Origin of the sequence: Pseudomonas sp. HN2 (assembly GCF_020736465.1) — a bacterium.
GTDB lineage: Bacteria > Pseudomonadota > Gammaproteobacteria > Pseudomonadales > Pseudomonadaceae > Aquipseudomonas > Aquipseudomonas moraviensis_A.
On record NZ_CP085885.1, the window covers coordinates 1,063,883 to 1,089,356 of the forward strand.

The following is a 25,474-nucleotide window of genomic DNA, read 5'->3' on the forward strand; positions in this document are numbered from 1 at the left end:
ATCCCACGATCAGTCCCCTCTCCCTCAGGGAGAGGGTTAGGGTGAGGGGCTTTTCAACCCTCAGAACGCCACAGAAGTCTGCACATAAACCGTCCGCGGTTCACCCACATACTTACCCTTGTTGTTGTCATCAAACGAGCGCGTGAAGTACTGCGTGTTGAAGATGTTCTTCACGCCTACCGCCACATTCAAATCCGCCAACTGCGGCCCGAAGTCATACCCGGCGCGGCTGCTGAACAGCATGTACCCCGGTATCTTGCCGGTGCTGCCATCGGCACTTTCCTTCGAGGTGTTGGCGTTGTCGGCGAACTGATCGCTCTGGAAACTGCTATCCAGATTCAACTTCAAAGGGCCTTCGGTGTAACCGACACCAATCGTGCCTTTGTGTTTCGACGAGAACGGCACGCGATTGCCCTTGTTCGGCCCGTCTTCGCGGATAGTCGCGTCAACATAAGCGTAGCTGGCGTAGACATCGAAACCGGCCAGCGCCGGACTCAAGTCATCGAGGGCGTAATTGACGCTGGTCTCGATGCCTTGATGACGGGTTTCACCGCGGGCGATCACCGAATCGTTGGTCTGGTTGCTTTCGTACTGGTTATCGAAGTTGATCAGGAATGCGCCGATTTCCGCGCGCAGGGCACCATTGTCATAACGCGTGCCGAGTTCCCAGGTGCGGGCCTTTTCCGGTTTCACCTCGCCGCTGCTCACGCGGTTGGGCATCTGACTGTACTGCACGCTGCCGAACGAGCCTTCGGTGTTGGCGTACAGGTTCCAGCTGTCGGTCAGGTGATAGAGCACGTTCAGCGCCGGCAGCGCGGTGTTGTAGTCGCCCTTGTATTTGACGTTGGTCAGGTTGTTGGTCTGCTGCGACTCGATCATCTCGTAACGTATGCCCGGGGTGATGGTCCATTTGCCGATGTCGATACGGTCGTCGACGAAGAACGCATTGGCCTCGGTGCCGCCACGGGTATCGCGGTCGTTGCGGCTGCTGGTGGTCGGGTATTCGTTGGCGCTGATCGGCGTGCGGTAGCGCAGTTCGTGGCCCGCCTCGTTGATGTAGCGGTAGCCGACGCCGACTTCATGGCTGCTCGGACCCAGGTCGAAGCCTTGGGCGAAGCGGGTTTCCAGGCCACGCACCCAATACTCCCGTGGCGACAGCGAAAGGAACGTGCCCTGATCCAGATAACCGCTGCGCAAAGTCTTGGTGAAGAAGGTGCTGGCGGTGAACTCGCGGCGATCTTCCTGATAGCGATAGCCGAAGTTGAACATCGTCCGGCGCCCCCAGAACTGGTCTTTCGGGCGCGTCGACTGATAGGGATCGGCATCGTAATCGGCGACGTTCAGACCGCCGGGCATGTCGGCCTTGCCTTCGTAATACTGGGCCATGGCGTTGAAACTGTTGGCTTCGTCGAGCTGGTATTTGCCCTTGAGAATCAGGTCGTCGATCTCGCTATCGCTGTGCTCACGCCAGTCACCACCACGGGTGCCGGAGTACAGCAAGGCGCCGCCCAGGCCGTTGGCGTTGGTGCCGCCGGCCAGCAGATTGGCGCTGGTCTTGAAACCGTCGTGGCTCGACGACGGGCTGGTTTCAGTCTGGAAACCACCCTTGACCGTCGGCTCGTCGGGGATTGCCCGGGTCACGAAGTTGACCACGCCGCCGACGTTCTGCGGGCCGTAACGCACGGCGCCACCGCCGCGCACCACGTCCACGGCATCCATGTTGCCCATGCTGATTGGCGCGAACGACAACTGCGGCTGACCGTACGGCGCGAAAGGCACCGGAATGCCGTCCATCAATACTGTCGAGCGCGCGGCCAGACGTGGATTCAAACCGCGAATGCCGAAATTCAGCGCCATGTCATGACTGCCGGTGCCGTTGTTCTCCGGCGCATTGACGCCGGGGATGCGGTTGAGCACGTCACGGGCCTGCGTCGCGCCCTGGCGTTCGAATTCGTCGCGGCGAATCACATCACGCGCGCCCGGGTGTTCGAAGACATTGACCTGCGCCGCATCGCCGAGCCAGTCGCCGACCACGGTCGAAGTGCCCAACTCAAGCGCGGAATCTCCCAGCGGTTGCAGGCTGAAGGCATTTTCGCCCTCGGCGCGGGCTTGCAGGCCGGTGCCTTCGAGCAATGCATCGAGACCTTGCTGCGTCGTGTAATTGCCTTCCAGACCACGGCTTTGCACACCGCTGGTGACTTGCGAACCGAAGGAGATCAGCACGCCGGCTTCACGGCCAAACTGGTTGAGCGCGGTTTCCAGCGACGCCGGGGCAATGTGATAGACCTTGGTCTCGGCGCCCAGCGCGGCGGGCAGGGCGGTGAAACTCAGGCTGGCGCCGAGCAGTAGATTGCGCAGGCTGCGGGCCAGTGGCGTAAGGCGGGTGGGCTGCATGTGGATGATCCTGAGAAGGTGGAATCAAGGGGCTTTCCTTCTCTGTCACGCCAGATCTGAAAAACGGCTCATTTTTTTTGAAAATAAAAAGATCGCAACCTTCTGTAGGAGCCGCCGAAGGCTGCGATCTCTTGATCCTGCTTTTCAAACCCGCGCTTCAACGCTCACCCAATATCGGGTAAAGCGCCTCACTTTCACTGGCAAACTGATTTCCAGCAGGTCGAGAATCCGCTCACTGTCATCCAGCGGATACGTCCCGGAAATCAGCAGATCGGCGACCTGGCTGGCGCAACTCAACTGACCGCGCCGGTAGCGGCCAAGCTCTTCGAGAAAATCGCCGAGGCGCATATGGGCGGCGACCAGCATGCCATCGGTCCAGGCGCCGCTGTTGGCGTCCAGCGGTTTAGCCTCGCTGACCGAGCTGGCAGTAAAACTCAACTGCCGCGCGACCGGCAGCAGCAGGGGCGCGCGCGGGTTTGCGGTGAGTTCGACTCGCCCTTCAAACAGCGCGATCTGCGTGCGATCGGCAAACTGCCGCACGTTCAGACGCGCCCCTTGGCTTTTCAACACGCCGTGCGCCGTGTGTATGTCGAACGGGCTCGCAGCGCTCAGGAGCATTTCGCCTTCAAGCAGACGAATCTGGCGCTGCGCGTTATCGACATCGGCGGAGCTGGCGGTATTGAGCTGCAAGGAATCGGCGCCGCCCAGGGCAATCTTGCGCCGCTGCCCGACCGGTGTGCGGTAATCGGCGAGCAGCGACGGCAGCGGCGTGTGCTCGCGCAGGCCCCAGGTCGCCGCTGAGCCGGCACCGAAAATCAGCAGCATTTTCAGCGCCTGACGACGGCTGGCGGACTTCGGCCCGTTCAACGCCGCGTGGGCCAAGGGTGACGACACGCCGCGCAAGCGCTGGTTGACCCGTTGCATGTGCTCCCACGCCCGGCGGTGCTCGCTGTGCGCATCCAGCCATTGTTGCCAGGCCTGTTGCTGGCGCGGGGTGAGCGTGCCCTGCTGCATTTCCAGCAGCCAGTGGACCGCCTGTTCGGCGACCTGAGCGGAAAATTCCGGCACTCGATTCATAAAGCGAAATAGCAGCGCATCGCCGCTTTATTCAGATGGCGTTTGACCGTGGCTATCGAGATACCCAGTTCAGCGGCGATCTGTGGATAAGTCAGGCCATCGACCTGCGCGAGCAGGAAGGCGCGTTTGATCGGCTGCGGCAAACCGTCGAGCAGCTCATCGAGTTCGAGCAACGTCTGCAGGATGATCGCTTTGTGTTCTTCCGACGGCGCGACCATCTCGGGCATTTGCGCCAGCGTCTCGAGGTAGGCGCGTTCCAGATCCTGCCGCCGGTAATGGTTGAACAGCACACGCTTGGCCAAGGTGGTGAGAAACGCGCGCGGTTCGATGATCACCGGCGGCTCGCGGGCGGTGAGCACTTTGACGAACGTGTCCTGAGCCAGATCCGCCGCGCTGTCCGGGCAGCCGAGCTTGCGTCGCAGCCAGCCGGTGAGCCAACTGTGATGGGCGTGATAGAGCGATTCGACAGGATGGGCGGGCGGCAACGAAATGACTCCGGACGCAATGCTTGCGTAGAGAACGTGCGTTAGAGAACAAGAACGGTTCGCATTGTAGGGGCTGGGGACCGTGTCCGGCAATCAGATGCTTTTGCGTATGAGAATATTTATCATTAATATTGCTCGCCTGTAGATTCGGCTTGTCGGCCGAACGTTTTTCGTTTCAGGGTCGAAACATGAAAGGCAAACTCGCCACGCTTCCCATGTCCTATCGTCTGGCCGTCACTTCGCGAGTGCTGGCGGCGGTTTTCGGCGGCTATCTGGTCGCGGCGCTGGCCAGTGTCACCCTGACGCTGTGGCTGCCGTTGAACCGCGCTGAAGCCGTGGTCACCGGCATGACCGTGTCCTTTCTCGTCTATCTGGTCGCAGTGCTCTGGTGCTTTGCCTGCCGCAGCGCATGGTCGGCATGGGTCGGCTTGCTGGTGCCGAGCGTGATTCTCGCCACCATTTCCGGTGTCGCGCGCGGTCTGGGGCTGGCATGAAAGAGGGTTTCCGCCAGGCGATGGCCTGGCTGCACACCTGGGCCGGACTGGTGTTCGGCTGGTTGCTGTTCGCGATCTTTTTCACCGGAACGCTGGCTTACTTCAAAGACGAAATCAGTCACTGGATGCAGCCGGAAATGGCTGCGCATCCACTCGATGCCGAAGCGAGCCTGACCCTGGCGCAAAACTATCTGCAGCAACACGCCACCGGCGCCTCGTGCTGGCTGATCGATTTGCCCGATGCCCGCGATCCCGGCCTTACCGTGCGCTGGCAGCAGGCACCGGGCAAGCCCGGGGAGCGCGGTCGCTTCGAATCCAGGACCCTCGACGCCCAGAGCGGGGCCGAAGTACAGGGCCGCGAAAGCATGGGCGGCGAGTTCTTCTACCGCTTCCACTTCCAGTTGCAGATGCCTTATCCGTGGGGCCGCTGGCTGGCGACCATCGCTGCGATGGTGATGTTCGTCGCGTTGATCAGCGGCATCATCACCCACAAGAAAATCTTCAAGGACTTCTTCACCTTTCGCCCGCGCAAGGGCCAGCGTTCCTGGCTCGACGGGCATAACGCGGTGGGTGTGCTGGTGCTGCCGTTTCACTTGATGATCACCTACAGCAGCCTGGTGATTTTCATGTCGATGGTCATGCCGGCGAGCATCGTTGCCTCTTACGGCAGTGACGTGCGCAAGTTTTACGACGAAGTCTTTCCCGCCTCGAAGACGCCGGAACGTGCTGATATCGCCGCGCCGCTGACCGCCATGGCTCCGCTACTTGCCAAGGCCAGCGAGCAGTGGTCGGGCGGCCACACCGCGCGCCTGTCGGTGAGCAATCCGGGCGATGCCAGCGCCACGGTGGTGCTGTCCCGCGCAGGCGATCAAGTGGTGCATGATTTCGGCCGGGCGGTGACGTTCAACGGCGTCACTGGGCAGCTTCTGAGCAGTACCCACGATCAACCCATGGCGATGGCGGTGGGTGGCGCATTCTACGGTCTGCACATGGGCCATTTCGCTGGGCCGCTGTTGCGCTGGCTGTATTTCATCTGCGGACTGGCCGGCACGGCGATGATCGGCACCGGGCTGGTGATCTGGCTGGGCAAGCGTCAGCTCAAGCACGCAAAAAGCGCAGCGCTGCCGTTCGAATTGCGTTTGGTCGAAGTGCTTAATATTGCCAGCATGGCCGGGCTGGTGTCGGGGGTGGCGGTATTCTTTTTGGCCAATCGGTTGTTGCCGGTGAGTCTGACGGGACGGGCCGACTGGGAAGTGAATGCGTTCTTCATTGCCTGGGGCCTGAGCCTGGTGCATGCGGTGTTGCGTCCGGGCCGCAAGGCCTGGATCGAACAGCTGACGCTCGGCGCCGCGCTGTTTATCGCGGTGCCGCTGATCAATGCGCTGACTACGCCGTGGAATCTTGGCGCGACCCTGATACAGCACGACTGGGCACTGGCCGGGTTCGATCTGACCTGCCTTGCGACCGGACTTTTTCTGGGTTGGGCTGCGCGCAAGATGCAGCGTGCCGGCAACCGCGTCAGCGTTCGCGAAGTAAAGTCATCGCCTCGGTCGATTACCCTTGAACAGAGTGCCAACTGATGCTGCTGGCCCTGTTACTCACCTACGCCGGCTTCACCGCATTGTGTCTGTCGATGCCTCGCCATCACGCTGAATTGCTCGGCGCCAAACCTTCGACTGGACGGCAGCGAGCGATGTCGTTGGCGGGATGGCTGTTGCTGGCGCTGTCGCTGTGGGCGGCGGTCGCAGCCAATGGCTGGAGCTTTGGTCTGGTCGACTGGTTCGCGGTGCTGATGCTCAGCGCTTTGGCACTGGTGCTGTTGCTGCCGTATCGCCCGCGTCTGGCCTTGGCACTGGCCGGGTTGAGCCTATTGGCCAGCCCGGTTGCGGCATGGGCGCAGTGCTGAAGTGCTGATCGGTCTGCCGCCGGAATCGCGTGATGATGAAGCGCGTGGCGCGCGTGCGCATTTTCTCCAGGTGTTTCTGTCCCAGCGTGCGCAAATGGAAGCGCTGGTGAGCCGGCGCGTCGGTTGTCGGGCAACGGCGGCGGATCTGGTCCAGGACCTGTTTTTGCGCTTCTGGCGGCGGCCGCTGGTCCAGGTCGAAGAACTCAGCACTTATCTGCTGCGCTGCGCCGGCAACATCGCCATCGATCATCTTCGCAGTGAAGGCACGCGCACGCGGGTCAACGAAGGCTGGCTGCCGGACGAACCCGACAGCTACGGCAGCGAACCCCAGGCCGCCCTCGAAGCCGGCAACGATCTGCGCCATGTCGAAGCCGCGTTGCGTGCGTTGCCCGAACGCACGCGGCAGATTTTTCTGCTCAATCGCATTCACGGGCGCAAGTACGCCGAAATCGCCAAGGTCATGGGGCTGTCCCAAAGTGCCGTGGAAAAACATATGATGCGCGCCCTCGAGGCCTGCAAAGCCAGCCTGCGCGACCCCGCGCCACGCCTGCCAGGGAAAGCACCGTGAAGCCATCCACTCCGATCACACCGACACCGGCCCAGGAGCAGGCCGCACTGGCCTGGCTGAGCCTGTTGCACGACCGCCCGAGCACTGGCGATCAATTGACCTTCAGCCAATGGCTGCGCGCCGATCCCGCCCACGCCGAGGCGTATGCGCAGGCGCAGGTGATCTGGGAACTCAGCGAAGCCCCAGCGCGCACGCTGGCCGATGAAGAGGCGTTCGCGTTGCAAGGTTATCTGCAGGCGATGGATGCGCCACGGCGTTCGCCATTGTTGCGTTGGTCTGGGGCGCTGGCGGTGGCCGCGTGTCTGCTGCTGATGGTCAGCCTCGGCACCGGCTGGCAAGCGCAGCGCTGGCTCGACGATCTGCGCGCCGATCATGTCTCGGCGCCCGGTGAAATCCGCACGGTGACCTTGGTCGACCAGTCGCAAGTGACGCTGGATGCTGATAGTGCGATTGCCGTGGATTTCAGCCACGGTCAGCGCCGCGTGCAGTTGATCCGTGGCGCCGGTTTCTTCAGCGTCAGCCACACCGGCGAGCCGTTTGTGGTGGCGGCGGAGCAGGGCGAAGCGCGGGTACTCGGCACGCAGTTCGAAGTGCGCCGGCAACCTCACGGCGCGCAGGTCACGGTGTTGTCCGGGCGTGTCGCGGTGACGGCGGATGAGCATGGCGAACAGCAGATTCTCACTGCCGGCCAGCAAGTTGCCTATGCCAACGGCACGGCGGAAAAACTGCATGCCGTGGACAGTGACGCACAACTGGCCTGGCGTCAGGGTTGGCTGACTTACTACAAAACCACGTTGGCTGATGTGGTCGAGGATCTGCGCCGCTATTACCCGGGGCGAATTGTGCTGCTCAACGATGACCTGGCAGCGCGCAAGGTCAGCGGCAGCTTTCCGAGCAAGGACCCGCAGGCGGTGCTGAATTCGCTGCAGGGAGTGTTGGGGTTTGAGCAGCATCGGGTGTTGGGGCACCTGATCATTTTGCGCTGAGGCAGCAAAAGATCGCAGCCTTCGGCAGCTCCTACATTGGAATGCGTTCCCCTGTAGGAGCTGCCGAAGGCTGCGATCTTTTGATCTTCAAAATTATTTTCGATTTATGGTGAGGTAACTCCGGGCCCCATCCGTGTAGTGACTGAAACTGCGAGCCATTCGCATCCGTTGCGGTTCTACACAGGTCATTGAGCAATGAAGTCCAGGGCAAAATCCGGTTCGGTCAAACAGTGGTTAAGCGTGTCGGCGTTAAGTTTTTCCGCGTTGGCAGCGTTGCCGATGAGCATGGCGCTGGCGGCAGAAGCAGTGAGCAATCAGGCGCAACAGCAATTCAATTTCGCCCTCGCCGCCAAACCGCTGCCGCAAGCCCTGAGCGATTTCAGCCGCGTGACCGGGCAAAGCGTGGTCTACACCGACGAAGCGCCGTTCGGCCTCAATGCTCCGGCAGTCAACGGGCAGATGAGCGCCGAGCAGGCCCTGCAACGCCTGCTCGGCAACTCCGGCCTGAGCTTTCGCCGCACTGACAGTCACACCCTGGCACTGGAGCCGGCACCGACCGAAGGCGCGCTCAATCTCGACGCTACAACGATCACCTCAACGCGCGATGAATCGCTGAGTTATCAGCCGCCGGAAACCAGTTCGGTGATGCGCTCATCGGCGTCGCTGCAAGAAATTCCGCAGACCGTCAATGTCATCCCGGCGCAGGTCATTCGTGATCAGGCGCCGCGCAATCTCGACGACGCGCTGGCCAATGTCAGTGGCATCACTCAGGGCAACACCTTGGGCAGTACGCAGGATTCGGTGATGACCCGCGGTTTCGGCGACAACCGCAATGGCTCGATCATGCGCGATGGCATGCCGCTGGTGCAGGGCCGCGGCATGAACGCCAGCGTGGACCGCGTCGAAGTGCTCAAGGGCCCGGCCTCGTTGCTCTACGGGATTCAGGATCCTGGCGGTGTGGTCAATCTGGTCAGCAAGAAGCCGGAACTGACCCAGTACAACGCTTTGACTCTGCGGGGTTCGACCTATGGTGACGGCAAGAACGGCAGCGGCGGCGCCTTTGACAGCACCGGTGCGCTGGGCGACTCCGGCTTCGCCTATCGCATGATCGTCGATCATGAAGACGAAGATTACTGGCGCAACTTCGGCACCCACCGCGAGACCCTGATCGCGCCGTCGCTGGCCTGGTACGGCGAACGCACCAAGCTGCTGTTTGCCTACGAGCACCGCGAATTTCTCACCCCGTTCGACCGTGGCACCTTGATCGATCCGCGCACCAATCATCCGCTGGATATCTCGCGCAAGGAGCGTCTCGATGAGCCGTTCAACGACATGGAAGGGCGCTCGGATCTGTACCATTTCGAAGCCGACCACGAACTCAACGACGACTGGAAAGCCCACTTCGGCTACAGCTGGAACCGCGAAACCTATGACGCCAGCCAGGTCCGCGTTACCGCCATCAATACCCGCAACGGCACACTGACGCGCAGCATGGACGGCACCCGGAATGCGATCAGCACCGACCGTTTCACCACCGCCAGCCTCGAAGGCAAAGTCAATGTACTGGGCATGCAGCACGACCTGGTATTCGGCGTCGATGACGAGTACCGCAAGATCTACCGCGAAGACTTGATTCGGCAAAAAAGCCTGAGCACCTTCAGCTACCTCAATCCGGTGTATGGCCGCGAAGTGATGGGCACCACCGTGAGTGCGCCCGACAGCGCACAGACCGATGAGCTGCGCAGCGATTCGGTGTTCCTGCAGGATTCGATTCACCTCAACGAGCAGTGGATTCTGGTCGCCGGAGGACGCTTTCAGGAGTACGACCAGTACGCCGGCAAAGGCGTGCCGTTCAAGGCCAATACCGACAGCAACGGGCAGAAGTGGGTGCCGCGCGCCGGTCTGGTCTATCGCTACACCGACGCTTTGTCGTTCTACGGCAGCTACACCGAATCGTTCAAACCCAACTCGACCATCGCCCCGCTGAGCGGCAGCAGCACGGTACTCGACGGCAGTATCGCGCCGGAGGAAGCCAAGTCCTGGGAGCTGGGGGCGCGACTGGAAATGCCGGGTAGCATCACCGGCAATATCGCGTTGTTCGATATCAAGAAGCGCAACGTGCTGGTGGCCAACTCCGAAGGTCCGACGACGATTTACAGTGCGGCAGGCGAAGTGCGTTCACGCGGGCTGGAAGTCGATGTCAGCGGGCAACTCAGCGAGCGCTGGAACCTGATCGGCAGCTATGCCTACACCGATGCCGAAGTCACCGAGGACCCTGAGTACAAAGGCAAGCGCCTGCAGAACGTCGCGAAGAATTCCGGGTCGCTGTCGGCGGTGTACGACTTCGGCAATGTGTTTGGCGGCGATCAATTGCGTGTCGGTGCCGGCGCACGTTATGTCGGCGAGCGGGCCGGCAACGCGGTGAATGATTTCGATCTGCCGAGCTACACCGTGGCTGATGCATTTGCCACTTACGACACCAGAGTCGAAGGGCAGAAGGTCAAGTTTCAGTTGAACGTGAAGAACCTGTTTGATCGCACTTACTACACGTCATCAGCGAGCCGGTTCTTTGTCTCGATGGGGGACTCGCGGCAGGTTTCGCTTTCCAGCACTCTGGAGTTTTAAGTCAAAGTCAAAAGCCCCTCACCCTAGCCCTCTCCCGGAGGGAGAGGGGACTGACCGTGGATATTCCAGAGGTACACCGCCTTGAACGTGATGCTTTGAATCCATAATCGATTCGGTGTTTCAGGTCGACGTATAGCGCCAGACACCTCGGTCGGCCCCCTCTCCCCCTGGGAGAGGGCTGGGGTGAGGGGAATGGGCTCACCGCAAAAACGCCTGCCGATACTCGCCCGGCGTCCCACCCAGAACCTGGCGAAACCGATTGGTGAAATGACTGGCACTGGCAAACCCGCACGCCAGCGCAATCTCGCCCAAGGGCAACGTCGTCCCGCGCAACAATTCCCGTGCCCGGCTCAAGCGCCGCGCCAGCACATATTGATGCGGTGGAAGTCCGAAGCTCACGCGAAACATCCGGGCGAAGTGGTATTCCGATAACGCGCAGAGTCCGGCCAATTGGCCGAGGCTGATTGCTTCGCTCAACTGATTGTCGATGAACTCCACCAACTGCCGGCGCTGATGCGGCGCCAGCCCGCCCTTCAAGCGCAAGCCCTGGCGCGCGCCGACCTGACTGAGCAAGGTGTGGCTGATCAATTCATGGGCGAGGCTACTGGTCAGCAGACGTTCGGCAGGCTCCTCCCAATTCAGCGTCAGCAGCTGCCGGAAGCGCTGCGCCTGCTGCGGATCTTCGAGAAAGGTCTGTTCGCGCAACTGCATCTCGCGGGGTTCGCGATCGAGCAACGTCACGCAACCGAGGGCGAATTGTTCGGCGCTGAAATACAGGTGCGCCAAGCGGATATCACCGTTGATCACCCAGCCTGACTCGTGATCGGCCGGCAGGATGCACAGCTTGTCCGGCCCGCCCTTGCGGCCCGGCTGGCCGCGCCGGAATGTACCGGTGCCGCCGGCGATGTAGCAGGACAGCGTGTGATGACTCGGCGCTTCGTATTCCTGGGCGTCGTGGTGGTTGGTCCACAAGGCCGCTGACAAGCCGTCACCGAGCTCGGCGCTATGCACGAGGCGTGCGTTCGGCGAGCGGTTGAGGGCTTGAAAGACTTGCAGGGTATCGATGGCGGCCATGTTCGGTTCTCTTCAACGCCTTCGCATCCTACTCCGTAGACGTGGCGCTGCCAGCCTGCTGGCGGACAAAAGCGCAAGATTCTGCAAGCGTGCATGGGCGATCGAGGCAGACACTCAAGGCCTGTTTGAGGAGCGTCTGCCATGAACCTGTCGTTGTACCTGCTGACCGTGCTGATCTGGGGAACCACGTGGATTGCCTTGAAATGGCAATTGGGCGTGGTCGAAATTCCGGTGTCGATTGTCTATCGCTTCGGCCTGGCTGCGCTGGTCCTGTTTGCGCTGTTGCTGCTCAGTCGTCGCCTGCAGCCGATGGACCGTCGCGGGCATCTGATCTGCGTGGCTCAGGGTTCGTGTCTGTTCTGCATCAATTTCATGTGTTTCCTGACCGCCAGTCAGTGGATTCCCAGCGGACTGGTGGCGGTGGTGTTTTCCACCGCGACGCTGTGGAACGCACTGAATGCGCGGGTGTTCTTCGGCCAGCGCATTGCGCGCAATGTATTGATGGGCGGCGCGCTCGGGCTGTTCGGTCTGGGACTGTTGTTCTGGCCGGAGGTGGCCGGGCATCAGGCCACTCCGCAAACCCTGCTCGGCCTCGGGTTGGCGTTGTGCGGAACCTTGTGTTTTTCGGCCGGCAACATGCTCTCGAGTTTGCAACAGAAAGCTGGCCTCAGACCGCTGACCACCAACGCCTGGGGCATGGCCTATGGCGCGGCGATGTTGTCGGTGTGGTGTCTGCTCAAAGGCATCCCGTTCGAGATGGACTGGTCACCACGTTATGTCGGCGCGTTACTGTATCTGGTGATTCCCGGCTCGGTGATCGGCTTCACCGCGTACCTGACGCTGGTCGGGCGCATGGGCCCGGAGCGTGCGGCTTACTGCACAGTGCTGTTTCCGGTGGTGGCGCTGAACGTGTCGGCGTTTGCCGAAGGTTACCAATGGACCGCGCCGGCGCTGGTCGGGCTGGTGTTGGTGATGCTGGGCAACGTGTTGGTGTTTCGTAAACCGAAAACGCTGTTGTCAGCAGGGCAGGGGAAGTTGGCCTGATAGAACGAGCGCTGCTGTTCAGCGCTCAACTTTCAATGTGATGTAAATCATCACCGGGAAGATGAAGTCGACAATATGTCTTGCCCAGTCTTTGGCGTTCCATGATTGCGAAGTGTCCATGTCGAACCATTCGACGCCGACCGTTTGCAGGCACACGTAGTAAATGAAGATGGCAACCAATATGCCCATGATCGAAAACTTCTTGGCTTCATGAAATTCCGCGGCCGATGCATCGACGTAGCGATATAACTGGTAAGTGCCGATCAGGCACAGCACCGTGTAAGTTACTTCCATGGTGATGATGAACCAGTAGATCCGGTGATGGATCATGGGTGAGTCAATCGCCCGGTACATGATGTTTTCACTGGCATTGGTGGTGTCCATGCTCAGGATGTGCGCGACGTAAGTGTAGTTGGACTCATAGTCGGTGAAATTGTGGATCATCACCAGCAGGCCAAAGAAACTTATATAAGTCATCAAGATGACTTTGCTGTAACGAATGAGTTTGTCGGTGGTCAGGGTGTTCACGGGATTGGCTCTCCATGGCAATTAATCAATAAGTTGATAATTCCCGAGAGCTTATAGTGCAGTTAGTTGGTATGGCTTTATTGTTCGGTTGCAAGTTATGTAGGGAGAATGAATCAAGGGCCAGCGCAACACTACGCTGGCCCCTTTTTTCAGCCGCGCCAGACTTGGGGGTTGACCAGATCCTGCGGTCGTTCGCCGAGCAGCGCGCTGCGCAAGTTGGCCAATGCGCGATTGGCCATCGCTTCACGGGTCTCGGTGGTGGCCGAGCCGATGTGCGGCAGGGTGACGGCGTTTTTCAGCTGGAACAGCGGCGATTCGGCCAGCGGTTCTTTCTCGTAGACGTCCAGCCCGGCACCGCGGATGCGGTTGTTTTGCAGGGCTTCGATCAGCGCCGGTTCGTCAACCACCGGGCCGCGAGAGATGTTGACCAGGATTGCACTCGGCTTCATCAGCGCCAGCTCGCGATGGCTGATCAGGTGGCGGGTCTTGTCGCTGAGCGGTACTACCAGGCAGACGAAGTCGGCTTCGGCGAGCAGTTGATCGAGGCTGCGGAACTGCGCGCCGAGTTCCTGTTCCAGTTCGCTCTTGCGGCTGTTGCCGCTGTAGATGATCGGCATGTTGAAGCCGAAGCGGCCACGGCGGGCGACGGCGGCGCCGATGTTGCCCATGCCGACAATGCCGAGGGTCTTGCCGTGCACATCACTGCCGAACAGCGGCGCGCCGACACTGGCTTGCCATTGGCCGGCCTTGGTCCAGGCGTCGAGTTCGGCAACGCGGCGGGCGCTGCTCATGATCAGCGCAAAGGCGAGGTCGGCGGTGCTTTCGGTGAGCACGTCGGGGGTGTTGGTGAGCATGATCCCGCGTTCGTTGAAGTAGTCGAGGTCGTAGTTGTCGTAGCCGACGGAGACGCTTGAGACCACTTCGAGTTTGGTCGCGGATTCCAGTTGCGCGCGGCCGAGTTTGCGACCGACGCCAATGAGGCCGTGGGCGTGGGGCAGCGCTTCGTTGAACTGGGCGTTGATGTCACCAGTCTTGGGGTTGGGGACGATGACGTCGAATTCGTCTTGCAGGCGTTCGATCATGGGCGGGGTGATGCGGCTGAAGGCCAGGACTGTTTTTTTCATTGGGCTTGGGCTCGTCGGGGCTTGATTGCAAGCACGCTAACATTTTCTCGCTCGGGTTGTCTTGGCGGCCTCTGGGCCGACCATGCCTTGGGTGGTTTGGGTGTATATCCGTTTTTGCGGGTGTTGCTGATTACGGTTCCGCCCTTACGGCGGGTCACCTTTTTCAAACGCCAAAAAGGTAACCCAAAAGGCTTGCTCCTGCGTTCGGCCCTCGCAGGCTCGGGTTCCTTCGCTGCGGGATCGATCCGGGCGCAGCGGCTCCGGTTTGCTTCGCTGCACCTACACTCGCTGTGTTTGGCTGCGCCAAACGGTCGCTGCGCTCCCACCCCCGGATCAATCCCTCCACTCAGCCTTCCGAAGTCGCCCGTGGATCAAGATCAAAAGCACTCGAGCTTGCGCTCATTGTTGAGTGGGGCGGCTTCGCCGCGGGCAGCTGCGCTGCTTTGCGAGCCTGCTCGCGATGGCGGCCTGCCAGCCGACCTGTTTCTCGCTGATGTACTCGATTCAAACTGTAGGAGCGAGCCTGCTCGCGATGGCGACCTGACAGCCGACCTGTTTCTCGCTGATGTACTCGATTCAAACTGTAGGAGCGAGCCTGCTCGCGATGGCGACCTGACAGCCGACCTGTTTCTCGCTGATGTACTCGATTCAAACTGTGGGAGCGAGCCTGCTCGCGATGGCGGCCCGCTAGTCAACAAATTACTATCGAGTTCACGCGATCCAGCGGTAGGAGCTGCCGAAGGCTGCGATCTTTTGATCTTGCTTTTGCTTTTCTGTGGGGGCTGGCTAGCCAGCGATGGCGACCTGACAGCCGACCTGTTTCTCGCTGATGTACTCGATTCAAACTGTGGGAGCGAGCCTGCTCGCGAAAGCGGTTTATCTGACACCTCGAATGTTGAATGTGCCGAAGCCCTCACGGTCGGGCTCGCTCCCAGAAGGTCAGCTGCGTGACGGGGGCTGGTGGATTTCGTAATTATCCAGCACCCGGTTCACCGCCAGTTCCGCCAGCATGATTACTTGTTGGATAGCCAATATCGTGTGCCGTTGTGGGCTGTCGACATGGGCGGCGATGTCGCTGCTCATGATGCTGGCCGAGGCGAGGGATTCGCAGGCGTGGGCCAGCAGGCTTTCGTTGTCCTGGTCCGGGGCGACCTGGAACATGGTGCTGGGTTTGTGGTTTTGCTGCGTGCTGGCGGAGGGTTTGAGGTAGTGATCCAGCGCACGCTCGGCGGCGCCGTGGAGTTTTTTCGAGTCGGGGGATTGGTAGGGGGAGGTGCTTTCGGATTCGGGGGGATTGGGTGTGGGTTTGAACATGGCAAAGATCCTTTTGGATTAATGGAGCTGCCATTTTTCGTTTTCCAGGCGAAAGGGGTGGCAGCTGTACGCGGACTGGAAAAACCGGCAAAGGATCAAACCCGGCAGACCCGAAGGTCTCCCACGTACAGCCGCCATAACTGAATACCGGCGCTGAAAGAGCGCGGCATTATGTCATGCGCTGTGATCCTGCGGGTTTTCCAGACCCGGTCGCTGATTCGTCAGCAACCGCCAAATCCTAGCCAGCGCACTTCCGACGGACAACCTGCAAAACCTGTCGGAAACTTCCGTGAAAATACCGTGGTGTAGGAGCCGCCGTAGGCTGCGATCCGTTGATTTTTAAACAGCAAAATCAAAAGATCGCAGCCTCGTTGCACTCGTCAGCTCCTACATGAAGTCAGCGGTGTTTAAAGTCAGGTGGCGACGCGCGCGCCAGCCAGGCTCCCGCTCAATTCGTACGCGACCAATTCCGCCTGATGCGCCGCCAATATCTCCGGCAACGATCCACGCAAATATTCCACCCAGGTTTTGATCTTCGCATCCAGGTACTGCCGCGACGGGTAAATCGCGTAGAGGTTGAGTTCCTGGGAGCGGTAGTTCGGCATCACGCGCACCAGGGTGCCGTTGCGCAGGCCTTCGATGGCGGCGTAGACCGGCAGCACGCCGACGCCCATGCCGCTGGTGATCGCGGTTTTCATGGCGTCGGCGGAGTTCACCAGAAACGGTGAGGTGTTGATCGTGACCATTTCCTGACCGTCCGGGCCGTCGAAGGTCCATTTCTCCAGCGGAATCACCGGGCTGACCAGGCGCAGGCAGGCGTGGTTGAGCAGGTCGCTGGGTTTCTGCGCGGCGCCGTTGGCTTTCACGTAGGCCGGCGAGGCGCAGACGATGCTGTAGGTGATACCCAAGCGCTGAGAAACGAAGCCGGAATCGGGCAGTTCACTGGCGAGCACGATGGACACGTCGTAGCCCTCGTCGAGCAGGTCCGGGACGCGGTTGGCCAGGGTCAGGTCGAAGGTCACGTCGGGGTGGGTCTTGCGGTAGCGGGCGATGGCGTCGATGACGAAGTGCTGGCCGATGCCGGTCATGGTGTGCACTTTCAACTGACCGGCCGGGCGCGCGTGGGCGTCGCTGGCTTCCGCTTCGGCTTCCTCAACGTAGGCGAGGATCTGCTCGCAGCGCAGCAGGTAGCGTTTGCCGGCCTCGGTCAGGGCGATGCGCCGGGTCGTACGGTTGAGCAGGCGGGTTTGCAGGTGGGCTTCCAGGTTGGAGACCGCGCGCGAGACGTTGGCGGTGGTGGTGTCCAGTTGCACGGCGGCGGCGGTGAAGCTGCCCGCTTCGGCAACACAACTGAAGGCGCGCATGTTTTGCAAAGTGTCCATGGGGTGCTCTCAAGGGAGATGGCAAATTGTGACACGAAGTTTCAGGGGCTGAGACCCCCGACCAAGGGATTATCTCGTTAACCGTAACAAAGATTCACAGAAATCCCAGCTTATCGCCGCAGAGGCACCTCCATAGAATTGCGCCGATCCCTGGGTAGGAGCTGCCGAAGGCTGCGATCTGTAGATTTTGTTTTAAGGGAAGCAAGATCAAAAGCTCGCAGCCTTCGGCAGCTCCTGCACAAGTCCCTCGATTGATCCTTTTCTCAGGAATTCGCAGCTGTGCCGCGTCGCATCAACAGAGCGCTTTTGCCGCTCAGTGTTCTGGCTTTAACCCTGGCTCTCGGCGGCTGCATCTCCACCCAAGGCATTGCCCCACACGGCGAGGCGCTGGAGGCCGATTCACTGGCCACTGACGCGGCCATTGCCGAGGCCGCCAAAGACGCCCACTGGCCCACCGCCCATTGGTGGCAGGCGTTTGGTGATGCGCAACTCAATCGCTGGATCGACCTCGCCGTGCAAGGCAGCCCGAGCATGGCCATGGCCGCCGCGCGTGTGCGTCAGGCGAAAGCGATGGCCGGTGTTGCCGAGGCGGCCGAGGCGTCGCAGATCAACGGCCAGTCGACCCTCAAGCGGCACAACTGGCCCACCGATCAGTTCTATGGCCCGGGCGACCTGGCCAACACCACGACGTGGGACAACAACGCCGCGCTGGGCTTCAGCTACGCCCTCGACCTCTGGGGCCGCGAGCGCAATGCCAGTGAACGGGCGGTGGATCTGGCGCATGTCAGCGTCGCCGAAGCGCGTTTGGCGCAGCTGGAGTTGCAGAGCAACATCGTCCGGGCCTACATCGAACTGTCGCTGCATTACGCCCAGCGCGACATCGTTGCCGCGACGCTCAAGCAGCAACAGCAGATTCTCGATCTGGCGCAGAAACGCCTTAGCGGCGGTATCGGCACGCACTTCGAAGTCAGCCAGGCCGAAGCGCCGCTGCCAGAAACCCATCGGCAACTCGATGCGCTGGACGAGGAAATCGCCCTGAGCCGCAACCAGATTGCTGCGCTGGCCGGCAAAGGTCCTGGCGCGGGTGCGCTGCTGCAACGGCCGACGCTGTCCTTGGCGGCGCCGTTGAAGTTGCCCTCGGCGTTGCCCGCCGAACTGCTCGGCCAGCGTCCGGACGTGGTCGCCAGTCGCTGGCAAGTGGCGGCGCAGGCACGCGGCATCGATGTTGCCCACGGCGGTTTTTACCCCAACGTCGACCTGGTCGGCAGCCTCGGTTACATGGCCACCGGCGGTGGGGCGCTGGAGTTTTTGACCGGCAAGAAACTCAACTACAACGTTGGCCCGGCCATCTCGTTGCCGATCTTCGACGGCGGCCGACTGCGGAGCGAATTGGGCGAAGCGGCGGCCGGTTATGACATCGCCGTGGCGCATTACAACCAGACCCTCATCAACGCGCTGAAGAACATTTCCGATCAGTTGATCCGCCGCGAGTCGATGGACAAGCAACAGGACTTCGCCGCCGAGTCCGTCGCCGCAGCGCAGAAGACTTACGACATCGCGATGATCGCCTATCAACGCGGCCTCACCGATTACCTCAATGTGCTGAATGCGCAGACGCTGCTGTTCAAGCAGCAGCAGGTGCAGCAGCAGGTGCAGGCCGCGCGGTTGAGTGCGCATGCTGAACTGGTGACGGCGCTGGGTGGTGGCCTCGGTGCGGGTGAGGACGTGCCGACGGCCGAGCAGACCCAAGCCCCGAAAACCCCGGCGCTCCTGCGGTGAAGCCAGTTCGGGATTACGCCGATCCCTGTGGCGAGGGAGCTTGCTCCCGCTCGAGTGCGCAGCGCTCGCAAGATTTTTGCGGCCGCTGCGCAGCCCAGCGGGAGCAAGCGCCCTCGCCACAGGTTTTGTGTACTGCATAAAAAATTCTTCGATCCTCATTTATTGAGCAGGATTCAATGACTCCCTTGCCCGCATCTCTACGCTGGCTCCACTCCCTGGAATGGCGTCGCGGTTTCTTCGACTGGGCACGCAGCGATGGCGTGACCTGGGTGTATATCTTCAAGGTGTTGCTCGCTGCGTTTCTCACCCTGTGGCTGGCGATGCGTCTGGAGTTGCCGCAACCGCGCACGGCGATGATCACTGTGTTCATCGTCATGCAGCCGCAGAGCGGCCAGGTGTTCGCCAAGAGTTTCTATCGCTTCCTCGGCACGCTGGCCGGGTCGGCGATGATGGTCACGCTGATCGCTTTATTCGCGCAGAACACCGAACTGTTTCTCGGCTCGCTGGCGATCTGGGTCGGCATCTGCTCGGCCGGTGCCGCCCGTTGCCGCAACTTTCGCGCGTATGGTTTTGTCCTTGCCGGTTACACCGCGGCGATGGTCGGATTGCCGGCGTTGGCGCATCCCGACGGCGCATTCATGGCTGCAGTGTGGCGGGTGCTGGAGATCTCGCTGGGGATTCTCTGTGCGACGCTGATCAGCGCCGCGATTCTGCCGCAGACCGCCAGCGCAGCAATGCGCAACGCCTTGTATCAGCGCTTCGGTGTGTTCGCCCTGTTCGTCACCGACGGCTTGCGCGGGCGCAGCAAAGCCGAGGCCTTCGAAGCCAGCAACGTGCGCTTCATTGCCGAGGCCGTCGGCCTGGAAGGACTGCGCAGCGTGACCGTGTTCGAAGACCCGCACATGCGCCGGCGCAACGGTCGGCTGAGTCGTTTGAACAGCGAGTTCATGGGCATCACCACGCGCTTCAACGCCTTGCATCAGTTGCTTGAACGCCTGCGCGGCAATGGCGAGGAACATGTCGTGGCGGCAATCAAACCGGGTCTGCAGGATCTCGCCGAAGTGCTCGACGGCTTCAGCGGCCGCGCCCTGACCAGCCCCGACGCGGCACGTTTGGCTTCCGCGCTTTCGATCTACAAGGAAGGCTTGCCGACGCGGGTGCGCACCCTGCGCGGGATCTTCCAGGGCACCAGTCCGAGCGAAGCTGAACAACTGGATTTTCACACCGCCTACGAATTGCTCTACCGCTTCGTCGATGACCTGCACAGTTATGCCCAGACCCACGCGTCCCTGGCCGAACACCGCCACGAACGTGAACGCTGGGACGAGCCGTTCACCCCGCAAACCAACTGGTGGGCGGCGGCCGCCTCAGGGATCCGTGCCTCGTTCATCCTGGTCGTGCTGGGCAGTTACTGGGTCGCGACCGCGTGGCCGAGCGGGGCGACCATGACCCTGATCGCCGCCGCCACTGTCGGTTTGTCTGCGGCTACACCGAACCCGAAACGCATGGCTTTTCAGATGGCCTGCGGGACTTTTCTCGGCGCGTTGATCGGCTTCGTCGAGATGTTTTTCATCTTCCCGTGGATCGACGGTTTCCCCTTGCTCTGCGTGATGCTCGCACCGGTGATCGTGCTCGGTTCGTTCCTCGCCTCACGGCCGCAGTACGCCGGTGTCGGGCTGGGCCTGCTGATTTTTTTCAGCACCGGTTCGGTGCCGGACAACCTCACGATTTACAACCCTTACACCTTCATCAACGACTACATCGCCATGGTCATGGGCATGCTCGTGTGTGCCGCCGCTGGGGCGATTATTCTGCCGCCGAACAGCCGTTGGTTATGGCAGCGCCTGGAGCAGGATCTGCGCGGGCAAGTGGTCTACGCGATCAGCGGCAAGCTCAAGGGCCTTGCCTCGAGTTTCGAGAGCCGCACCCGCGACCTGCTGCATCAGGCCTATGGCCTGGCGGCCGGGCAACCGACGGTGCAGAAGAGTCTGCTGCGCTGGATGTTCGTGGTGCTCGAAGTCGGTCACGCGATCATCGAGTTGCGCAAGGAGCAGGCGATCCTGCCGGTGCATCCGGCGTACGCCGAATCGCAGCCGTGGCGCCAGGCAATCCGTGTGATGGGCCGCGCGCTGGTACGCCTGTTCCTGCAGCCGAACGCGAGCAATCTTGAGCGTGCACTGGTGGCGGTCGATCACGCCATCAGCCGCGTCGCCGCCACCGATGAACCGTTCGCGCCGCACTTCGATACCTCGGCGCTACGGCGGGTGAAAAGCTATCTGCACTTCATCCGCACCTCATTGCTCGACCCGCAATCACCCCTCGCCGAATTCGCTCCCGCCAGGCCCGAAGGACTTGCCCATGCCTCGTGAAATCGCTTTCCACGGCGTTTACATGCCGACCATGACCCTGATGTTTTTCGTCGCTGCGGGGCTGGCCTGGGCGCTGGACCGCTTTCTCTCGGGGTTCGATCTGTACCGTTTTTTCTGGCACCCGGCGCTGCTGCGTCTGAGCCTGTTTACCTGTCTGTTCGGCGCCATGGCGCTGACTGTCTACCGCTGACTCTCTCTGAAGAAGGCCCCGATGAAAAAGTTTTTCAGCCTGCTCGCGACCCTGCTGGTACTGGCCCTGGCGCTGTGGATCGGCCGCACGTTGTGGGAGCACTACATGAACACGCCGTGGACTCGCGATGGCCGCGTTCGTGCCGACATCATCAACGTCGCCGCCGACGTCACTGGCGAAGTGGTAGAAGTGCCGGTGCGTGACAATCAGTTGGTGAAGAAGGGCGATCTGCTGATGCGCATCGACCCTGAGCACTACCGCATCGCGGTCAGGCAGGCGCAGTCGCTGGTTGCCTCGCGCAAGTCGACCTGGGAGATGCGCAAGGTCAACGCCCACCGCCGCGCCGACCTCGACAACCTGGTGATCTCCAAGGAAAACCGCGACGACGCCAGCAACATCGCCGACGCCGCGCTGGCTGACTACCAACATGCCCAGGCACAACTGGAAGCGGCCGAACTCAACCTCAAACGCACCGAAGTGCGCGCCGCGGTGGACGGCTACGTGACCAACCTCAACGTGCATCGCGGCGACTATGCACGCATCGGCGAGGCGAAAATGGCTGTGGTCGATATGAACTCGTTCTGGGTTTACGGCTTCTTCGAAGAGACAAAACTGCCGCACGTGAAAGTCGGTGACGAAGCCGATATGCAATTGATGAGCGGCGAAGTGCTCAAGGGCCATGTCGAGAGCATTTCACGCGGCATCTACGACCGCGACAACCCGGAAAGTCGCGAGCTGATCGCCGATGTGAATCCGACGTTCAACTGGGTGCGCCTGGCGCAGCGCGTGCCGGTGCGGATACACATCGATGAAGTGCCGGAAGGGGTTTTGTTGGCGGCGGGGATTACTTGCACGGTGGTGGTCAACCAGACTGCTGCGAAGCTCTGACAGACCGCGTCGTCCCCTTCGCGAGCAGGCTCGCTCCCACACTGAATCCAGGCTGCACCGAAGATCCCTGTGGGAGCGGGCCGCCCTGTCTAGAGTTTCGCGCGCAAGCCGAACCGCTTCATCAACGTCGATTCCAGCAAACCCTTGGGCAGCAACGCCGCCAACAACGGCAACGCGCGGCTGCCATTGCCGATGCGGATCAAGCGTGGCGGGTTGCTCTGCTGCACAGCCTTGAGCACCTCGGCGGCAAACTCATTGGCCGGTGTCGGCTTGTCCTGCGACGCCTTGGCCCGCGCGCGAATGCCCTCACGCAGCGGAAACCACGGCGACTGCTCGTTGATCAACTGCTCGGCCTCGTGCCCGGCGTTTTTGGCAAAACTCGATTGAATCGCGCCGGGCTGGACTTCCATCACGCGGATACCGAACGGCGCCAGCTCCATGCGCAGGGCATCGCTCAGCGCATGCACCGCCGCTTTCGACGCGCAGTAGGCACCGGCGAATGGCGTGACCAGCACACCGGACACGCTGCCGATATTCACCACCAGACCTTTGGCCTGACGCAGCAGCGGAAACAGCGCGCGGGTGACGCCGACAATCGAGAAGACATTGGTCTCGAACTGGCGCTGCATGGCCGCTACGCCGCCGTCGAGCAACGGCCCCATGGCGCCGTAACCGGCGTTGTTGATCAATACATCGAGGCCGCCGTGTTGCTGGTGGAGTCGCTCGGCGAGTAGTTCCAGCGCGGCGCCATCGTTGACGTCCAGCTGGATCGCGATGAAACCGGCGGCGCTGAGCGCGGCGACGTCTTGCGTCTTGCGCGCGCTGGCCCAGACTTCGTAGCCGGCGGCTTTGAACGCATCGGCAAGGGCGCGGCCGATGCCGCTGGAACAACCGGTAATCAACGCAACGGGCATGGCGCATTCCTTGTGCAAAATAAGGTGTGGAGGAGATCAGTCGGAGAAACTGCCCTGCAAATGCTCGGCGCGAAACTCCAGGCTTTGCGGGCGATAGCCGGGGCGCAGCGGCGGCAGTGGCAAGCAGTCCTCCCAAGTGGCGCCGGCCTGCAGTTCGCCGGGGCCGCGATAACGCGGGGCTGTGTATTGATTGTCCGCCAGGTTGACCGTATCGCCCGGCGCATAGGCAGCGATGCGCCAACGCAGTTCGGTCAGCGGCACGTCGTTGCCGTTGTTCATTTTCAATTGCAGCGGACGGTCGGCCGGGCATTGTTCGGGAGCGTAAGCGATGCGCAGTTCCAGGCGCGCGAGTTGCTTGATCTCGCGGTTGTCCAGCCACACCACCCACATGGCCACAAAACCCAGCCCGATCGCCGCCGCCACCGAAACCGGCAAGGCCTTGGCCGGATAGCGCAGCAGCAGGATCAACCAGGTGATGACCAGCAGGATGCCGATGAACATGTCGGATAACCTCGCAGAGACAGAGAGGCATCCTACCTAAGCGCAGGGGAGGTTGGCGATGGGCATCGGGACTAGGGGTGTCCGAGAGGGCCTCTTCGCGAGCAGGCTCGCTCCCATAGGGGAAAGCATTTCAAGTGTGGGAGCGAGCCTGCTCGCGAAGAGGCCATTTCTGGCGACACAGAATCAAGACAAAAAAAACCCCCGCCCAGCCCGCTGCGGATAGGGGACGCAACGGGCTGGACGAGGGCTTCTTGTTTCAGCGAGCGATTACTGCGCGATGGTTTTCACCGAGACGCCGCGCTCGACCGGGGTGGAGCGGCCGTAGATATCTTCGAAACGCTCGATATCGTCTTCGCCCAGGTAGCTGCCCGATTGCACTTCGATGATTTCCAGCGGGATCTTGCCTGGGTTGCGCAGGCGGTGCACCGAGGCGATCGGGATGTAGGTCGACTGGTTTTCAGTGAGCAGGAACACGTTCTCGTCGCAGGTCACTTCGGCGGTGCCGCTGACCACGATCCAGTGTTCGGCGCGGTGGTGGTGCATTTGCAGCGACAGGCACGCGCCCGGCTTGACCGAGATGTGCTTGACCTGGAAACGCCCGCCCATGTCCACCGAGTCATACGAGCCCCACGGACGATACACTTCGCAATGGTTCTGGGTTTCGCTGCGGCCCTGCTCGTTGAGCGTGTTGACCATCTGCTTGACGCCCTGGACCTTGTCCTTGTGGGCGATCATCATCGCGTCCTTGGTTTCGACCACGACGATGTTTTCCAGACCGATTACCGAAACCAGTTTGCCGTTGCCGTGGATCATGCAGTTCTTGCTGTCCTGAATCACCACATCGCCTTTGCTGACGTTGCCGTTGGCGTCTTTTTCATTGACTTCCCACAGCGACGACCAGCAACCGACATCACTCCAGCCTGCAGTCAGCGGCACCACGCAGGCGCGCTGGGTCTTTTCCATCACCGAGTAGTCGATGGAGTTGTCCGGGCAGCAAGCGAAGGTGGCTTCATCGAAAGTGACGCTGTCGGCGTCCTGCTGGCTGCGCTCGAGGGTCAGCAGGCAGGTGTCGTAGATGTCCGGATCGTGCTTTTTCAGTTCTTCGAGGAAGCGGCTGGCGCGGAACAGGAACATGCCGCTGTTCCAGTAGTAACCGCCGGATTCGACGTACTCGGTGGCGCGCTTCACGTCCGGTTTTTCGACGAAGTGCGAGACACGGCTGACGCCTTCGGGCAGCAGCGAATCAGCGGTGGACTTGATGTAGCCGTAGCCGGTTTCCGGTTTGGTCGCCGGCACGCCGAACAGGACCATTTCGCCGTTTTCCGCCGCGACGGTGGCCAGGGCCAGGGCGCGTTGCAGGGCTTTCTGGTCTTCCAGCACGTGGTCGGCCGGCAGCACCAGCATCAGTTCGTCGCGACCTTCATTGACCAGCATCATCGCGGTCAGGGCCACGGCCGGCGAAGTGTTGCGGCCGAACGGTTCCATCAGGATGCGCTGGCATTCCAGATTGCGTGCGGCCAGTTGCTCGTTGACGATGAAACGGTGCTCTTTGTTGCAGACCACGATCGGCGTGTCCATGCCTTCGAACACCAGGCGCTCGAGGGTTTGCTGGAACAGGGTGTGTTCGCCGGTCAGGGCGAGGAATTGCTTGGGGAATTGCTTGCGCGAAAGAGGCCACAGACGCGAACCGCTACCACCTGACAAGATCACCGGAATCATAGTTTTTACTCCATAAAATCAATTTGGTTAGAGCCCTGTGGGAGCGAGCCTGCTCGCGAAAGCGCTGGCTCAGTCGACATTGATGCTGCATGTCAGACCGTATTCGCGAGCAG

At 61.3% G+C, this 25,474-nt stretch carries 23 protein-coding genes; 12 read left to right on the forward strand and 11 right to left on the reverse strand.

Features of this window, described 5'->3' with window-relative positions:
• Window positions 1-60: 60 nt before the first annotated feature.
• The 3 genes from fecA to LIS66_RS04565 all read right to left on the reverse strand — a co-directional run bounded on the left by fecA (window position 61) and on the right by LIS66_RS04565 (window position 3,956).
• Window positions 61-2,394, reverse strand: a complete 2,334-nt coding sequence (gene fecA / locus LIS66_RS04555; protein WP_227973716.1) for a TonB-dependent Fe(3+) dicitrate receptor FecA — start codon at window positions 2,392-2,394, stop codon at window positions 61-63.
• Between the two features lie 144 nt (window positions 2,395-2,538).
• Window positions 2,539-3,471: a DUF4880 domain-containing protein gene (locus LIS66_RS04560; protein ID WP_227973717.1), complete on the reverse strand. Its 933-nt coding sequence runs from the start codon at window positions 3,469-3,471 to the stop codon at window positions 2,539-2,541.
• Window positions 3,468-3,956: a sigma-70 family RNA polymerase sigma factor gene (locus LIS66_RS04565; protein WP_042607676.1), complete on the reverse strand. Its 489-nt coding sequence runs from the start codon at window positions 3,954-3,956 to the stop codon at window positions 3,468-3,470. The genes LIS66_RS04560 and LIS66_RS04565 overlap by 4 nt, the downstream gene beginning before the upstream one ends.
• A gap of 188 nt (window positions 3,957-4,144) precedes the next feature.
• Here LIS66_RS04565 and LIS66_RS04570 point away from each other — a divergent pair, with 188 nt between their 5' ends.
• The 6 genes from LIS66_RS04570 (at window position 4,145) to LIS66_RS04595 (ending at window position 10,535) form a co-directional block, all read left to right on the forward strand.
• Window positions 4,145-4,450 (forward strand): DUF3649 domain-containing protein, encoded by a 306-nt coding sequence (locus LIS66_RS04570; RefSeq protein WP_042607677.1) that lies wholly within the window; start codon window positions 4,145-4,147, stop codon window positions 4,448-4,450.
• Window positions 4,447-6,030, forward strand: coding sequence for a PepSY-associated TM helix domain-containing protein (locus tag LIS66_RS04575; protein WP_227973718.1), 1,584 nt, complete (start codon window positions 4,447-4,449; stop codon window positions 6,028-6,030). The genes LIS66_RS04570 and LIS66_RS04575 overlap by 4 nt, the downstream gene beginning before the upstream one ends.
• Entirely contained in the window at window positions 6,030-6,356 is a 327-nt protein-coding gene (locus tag LIS66_RS04580; protein WP_083354250.1) for a DUF3325 domain-containing protein, read from the forward strand. Before LIS66_RS04575 ends, LIS66_RS04580 begins: the two co-directional genes overlap by 1 nt.
• 1 nt (window position 6,357) lies before the next feature.
• A complete protein-coding gene (locus LIS66_RS04585) occupies window positions 6,358-6,924 on the forward strand; it encodes an RNA polymerase sigma factor (protein ID WP_065615825.1) in 567 nt (188 codons plus the stop codon).
• Window positions 6,921-7,910, forward strand: coding sequence for a FecR family protein (locus LIS66_RS04590; RefSeq protein ID WP_227973719.1), 990 nt, complete (start codon window positions 6,921-6,923; stop codon window positions 7,908-7,910). Before LIS66_RS04585 ends, LIS66_RS04590 begins: the two co-directional genes overlap by 4 nt.
• Window positions 7,911-8,105: 195 nt before the next feature.
• Window positions 8,106-10,535 carry a TonB-dependent siderophore receptor gene (locus tag LIS66_RS04595; protein WP_227973720.1) on the forward strand — a complete coding sequence of 810 codons (2,430 nt, stop codon included), beginning with the start codon at window positions 8,106-8,108 and terminating at the stop codon, window positions 10,533-10,535.
• Window positions 10,536-10,733: 198 nt separating this feature from the next.
• On the opposite strand, the gene LIS66_RS04600 is transcribed toward LIS66_RS04595, so the two are convergent.
• The gene (locus LIS66_RS04600) at window positions 10,734-11,609 is read right to left on the reverse strand and encodes a helix-turn-helix domain-containing protein (protein ID WP_042607683.1); all 876 of its coding nucleotides are present in this window, start codon (window positions 11,607-11,609) and stop codon (window positions 10,734-10,736) included.
• A 141-nt stretch (window positions 11,610-11,750) separates the two neighbouring features.
• On the opposite strand from LIS66_RS04600, the gene LIS66_RS04605 reads away from it, so the two are divergent.
• Window positions 11,751-12,653, forward strand: coding sequence for a DMT family transporter (locus tag LIS66_RS04605; RefSeq protein ID WP_227973721.1), 903 nt, complete (start codon window positions 11,751-11,753; stop codon window positions 12,651-12,653).
• 18 nt (window positions 12,654-12,671) lie between these two features.
• Here LIS66_RS04605 and LIS66_RS04610 read toward each other — a convergent pair whose 3' ends face one another.
• Window positions 12,672-13,181 carry a DUF2165 domain-containing protein gene (locus LIS66_RS04610; RefSeq protein ID WP_064364425.1) on the reverse strand — a complete coding sequence of 170 codons (510 nt, stop codon included), beginning with the start codon at window positions 13,179-13,181 and terminating at the stop codon, window positions 12,672-12,674.
• A 149-nt stretch (window positions 13,182-13,330) separates the two neighbouring features.
• Window positions 13,331-14,305 carry a 2-hydroxyacid dehydrogenase gene (locus LIS66_RS04615; RefSeq protein WP_064364424.1) on the reverse strand — a complete coding sequence of 325 codons (975 nt, stop codon included), beginning with the start codon at window positions 14,303-14,305 and terminating at the stop codon, window positions 13,331-13,333.
• A gap of 366 nt (window positions 14,306-14,671) precedes the next feature.
• Between LIS66_RS04615 and LIS66_RS04620 the strand changes: the two genes are divergently transcribed.
• Window positions 14,672-15,256, forward strand: coding sequence for a hypothetical protein (locus LIS66_RS04620; RefSeq protein WP_227973722.1), 585 nt, complete (start codon window positions 14,672-14,674; stop codon window positions 15,254-15,256).
• Here the strand turns inward: LIS66_RS04620 and LIS66_RS04625 are convergent.
• Window positions 15,245-15,619, reverse strand: a complete 375-nt coding sequence (locus LIS66_RS04625) for a DUF6124 family protein (protein ID WP_042607687.1) — start codon at window positions 15,617-15,619, stop codon at window positions 15,245-15,247. The genes LIS66_RS04620 and LIS66_RS04625 overlap by 12 nt on opposite strands.
• Before the next feature lie 413 nt (window positions 15,620-16,032).
• Complete coding sequence (locus LIS66_RS04630; RefSeq protein WP_227973723.1) at window positions 16,033-17,001, reverse strand: LysR family transcriptional regulator; 969 nt, start codon at window positions 16,999-17,001, stop codon at window positions 16,033-16,035.
• A gap of 279 nt (window positions 17,002-17,280) precedes the next feature.
• Here LIS66_RS04630 and LIS66_RS04635 point away from each other — a divergent pair, with 279 nt between their 5' ends.
• From LIS66_RS04635 to LIS66_RS04650, 4 genes are all read left to right on the forward strand, one after another.
• The gene (locus tag LIS66_RS04635; protein ID WP_227973724.1) at window positions 17,281-18,780 is read left to right on the forward strand and encodes an efflux transporter outer membrane subunit; all 1,500 of its coding nucleotides are present in this window, start codon (window positions 17,281-17,283) and stop codon (window positions 18,778-18,780) included.
• A 176-nt stretch (window positions 18,781-18,956) separates the two neighbouring features.
• Window positions 18,957-21,149: an FUSC family protein gene (locus tag LIS66_RS04640; protein WP_227973725.1), complete on the forward strand. Its 2,193-nt coding sequence runs from the start codon at window positions 18,957-18,959 to the stop codon at window positions 21,147-21,149.
• Entirely contained in the window at window positions 21,139-21,339 is a 201-nt protein-coding gene (locus LIS66_RS04645; protein WP_041479478.1) for a DUF1656 domain-containing protein, read from the forward strand. Before LIS66_RS04640 ends, LIS66_RS04645 begins: the two co-directional genes overlap by 11 nt.
• A gap of 21 nt (window positions 21,340-21,360) precedes the next feature.
• On the forward strand, window positions 21,361-22,227 hold the full coding sequence (locus LIS66_RS04650; protein ID WP_042607692.1) for an HlyD family secretion protein: 867 nt from the start codon (window positions 21,361-21,363) through the stop codon (window positions 22,225-22,227).
• Window positions 22,228-22,316: 89 nt separating this feature from the next.
• Here LIS66_RS04650 and LIS66_RS04655 read toward each other — a convergent pair whose 3' ends face one another.
• The 3 genes from LIS66_RS04655 to LIS66_RS04665 all read right to left on the reverse strand — a co-directional run bounded on the left by LIS66_RS04655 (window position 22,317) and on the right by LIS66_RS04665 (window position 25,361).
• Entirely contained in the window at window positions 22,317-23,141 is an 825-nt protein-coding gene (locus tag LIS66_RS04655; RefSeq protein ID WP_123418171.1) for an SDR family oxidoreductase, read from the reverse strand.
• Window positions 23,142-23,177: 36 nt separating this feature from the next.
• The gene (locus tag LIS66_RS04660; protein WP_042607694.1) at window positions 23,178-23,642 is read right to left on the reverse strand and encodes a hypothetical protein; all 465 of its coding nucleotides are present in this window, start codon (window positions 23,640-23,642) and stop codon (window positions 23,178-23,180) included.
• 267 nt (window positions 23,643-23,909) lie between these two features.
• Complete coding sequence (locus LIS66_RS04665) at window positions 23,910-25,361, reverse strand: mannose-1-phosphate guanylyltransferase/mannose-6-phosphate isomerase (protein ID WP_042607695.1); 1,452 nt, start codon at window positions 25,359-25,361, stop codon at window positions 23,910-23,912.
• Between the last annotated feature and the right edge of the window lie 113 nt (window positions 25,362-25,474).

What these genes read in the sequence shown, in the direction of transcription:
- fecA (WP_227973716.1), bottom strand. Translation starts at nt 2,394, where the DNA reads ATGCAGCCCACCCGCCTTACGCCACTGGCCCGCAGCCTGCGCAATCTA.
- LIS66_RS04560 (WP_227973717.1), bottom strand. Translation starts at nt 3,471, where the DNA reads ATGAATCGAGTGCCGGAATTTTCCGCTCAGGTCGCCGAACAGGCGGTC.
- LIS66_RS04570 (WP_042607677.1), top strand. Translation starts at nt 4,145, where the DNA reads ATGAAAGGCAAACTCGCCACGCTTCCCATGTCCTATCGTCTGGCCGTC.
- LIS66_RS04575 (WP_227973718.1), top strand. Translation starts at nt 4,447, where the DNA reads ATGAAAGAGGGTTTCCGCCAGGCGATGGCCTGGCTGCACACCTGGGCC.
- LIS66_RS04580 (WP_083354250.1), top strand. Translation starts at nt 6,030, where the DNA reads ATGCTGCTGGCCCTGTTACTCACCTACGCCGGCTTCACCGCATTGTGT.
- LIS66_RS04595 (WP_227973720.1), top strand. Translation starts at nt 8,106, where the DNA reads ATGAAGTCCAGGGCAAAATCCGGTTCGGTCAAACAGTGGTTAAGCGTG.
- LIS66_RS04600 (WP_042607683.1), bottom strand. Translation starts at nt 11,609, where the DNA reads ATGGCCGCCATCGATACCCTGCAAGTCTTTCAAGCCCTCAACCGCTCG.
- LIS66_RS04605 (WP_227973721.1), top strand. Translation starts at nt 11,751, where the DNA reads ATGAACCTGTCGTTGTACCTGCTGACCGTGCTGATCTGGGGAACCACG.
- LIS66_RS04615 (WP_064364424.1), bottom strand. Translation starts at nt 14,305, where the DNA reads ATGAAAAAAACAGTCCTGGCCTTCAGCCGCATCACCCCGCCCATGATC.
- LIS66_RS04625 (WP_042607687.1), bottom strand. Translation starts at nt 15,619, where the DNA reads ATGTTCAAACCCACACCCAATCCCCCCGAATCCGAAAGCACCTCCCCC.
- LIS66_RS04630 (WP_227973723.1), bottom strand. Translation starts at nt 17,001, where the DNA reads ATGGACACTTTGCAAAACATGCGCGCCTTCAGTTGTGTTGCCGAAGCG.
- LIS66_RS04640 (WP_227973725.1), top strand. Translation starts at nt 18,957, where the DNA reads ATGACTCCCTTGCCCGCATCTCTACGCTGGCTCCACTCCCTGGAATGG.
- LIS66_RS04645 (WP_041479478.1), top strand. Translation starts at nt 21,139, where the DNA reads ATGCCTCGTGAAATCGCTTTCCACGGCGTTTACATGCCGACCATGACC.
- LIS66_RS04650 (WP_042607692.1), top strand. Translation starts at nt 21,361, where the DNA reads ATGAAAAAGTTTTTCAGCCTGCTCGCGACCCTGCTGGTACTGGCCCTG.
- LIS66_RS04655 (WP_123418171.1), bottom strand. Translation starts at nt 23,141, where the DNA reads ATGCCCGTTGCGTTGATTACCGGTTGTTCCAGCGGCATCGGCCGCGCC.
- LIS66_RS04660 (WP_042607694.1), bottom strand. Translation starts at nt 23,642, where the DNA reads ATGTTCATCGGCATCCTGCTGGTCATCACCTGGTTGATCCTGCTGCTG.
- LIS66_RS04665 (WP_042607695.1), bottom strand. Translation starts at nt 25,361, where the DNA reads ATGATTCCGGTGATCTTGTCAGGTGGTAGCGGTTCGCGTCTGTGGCCT.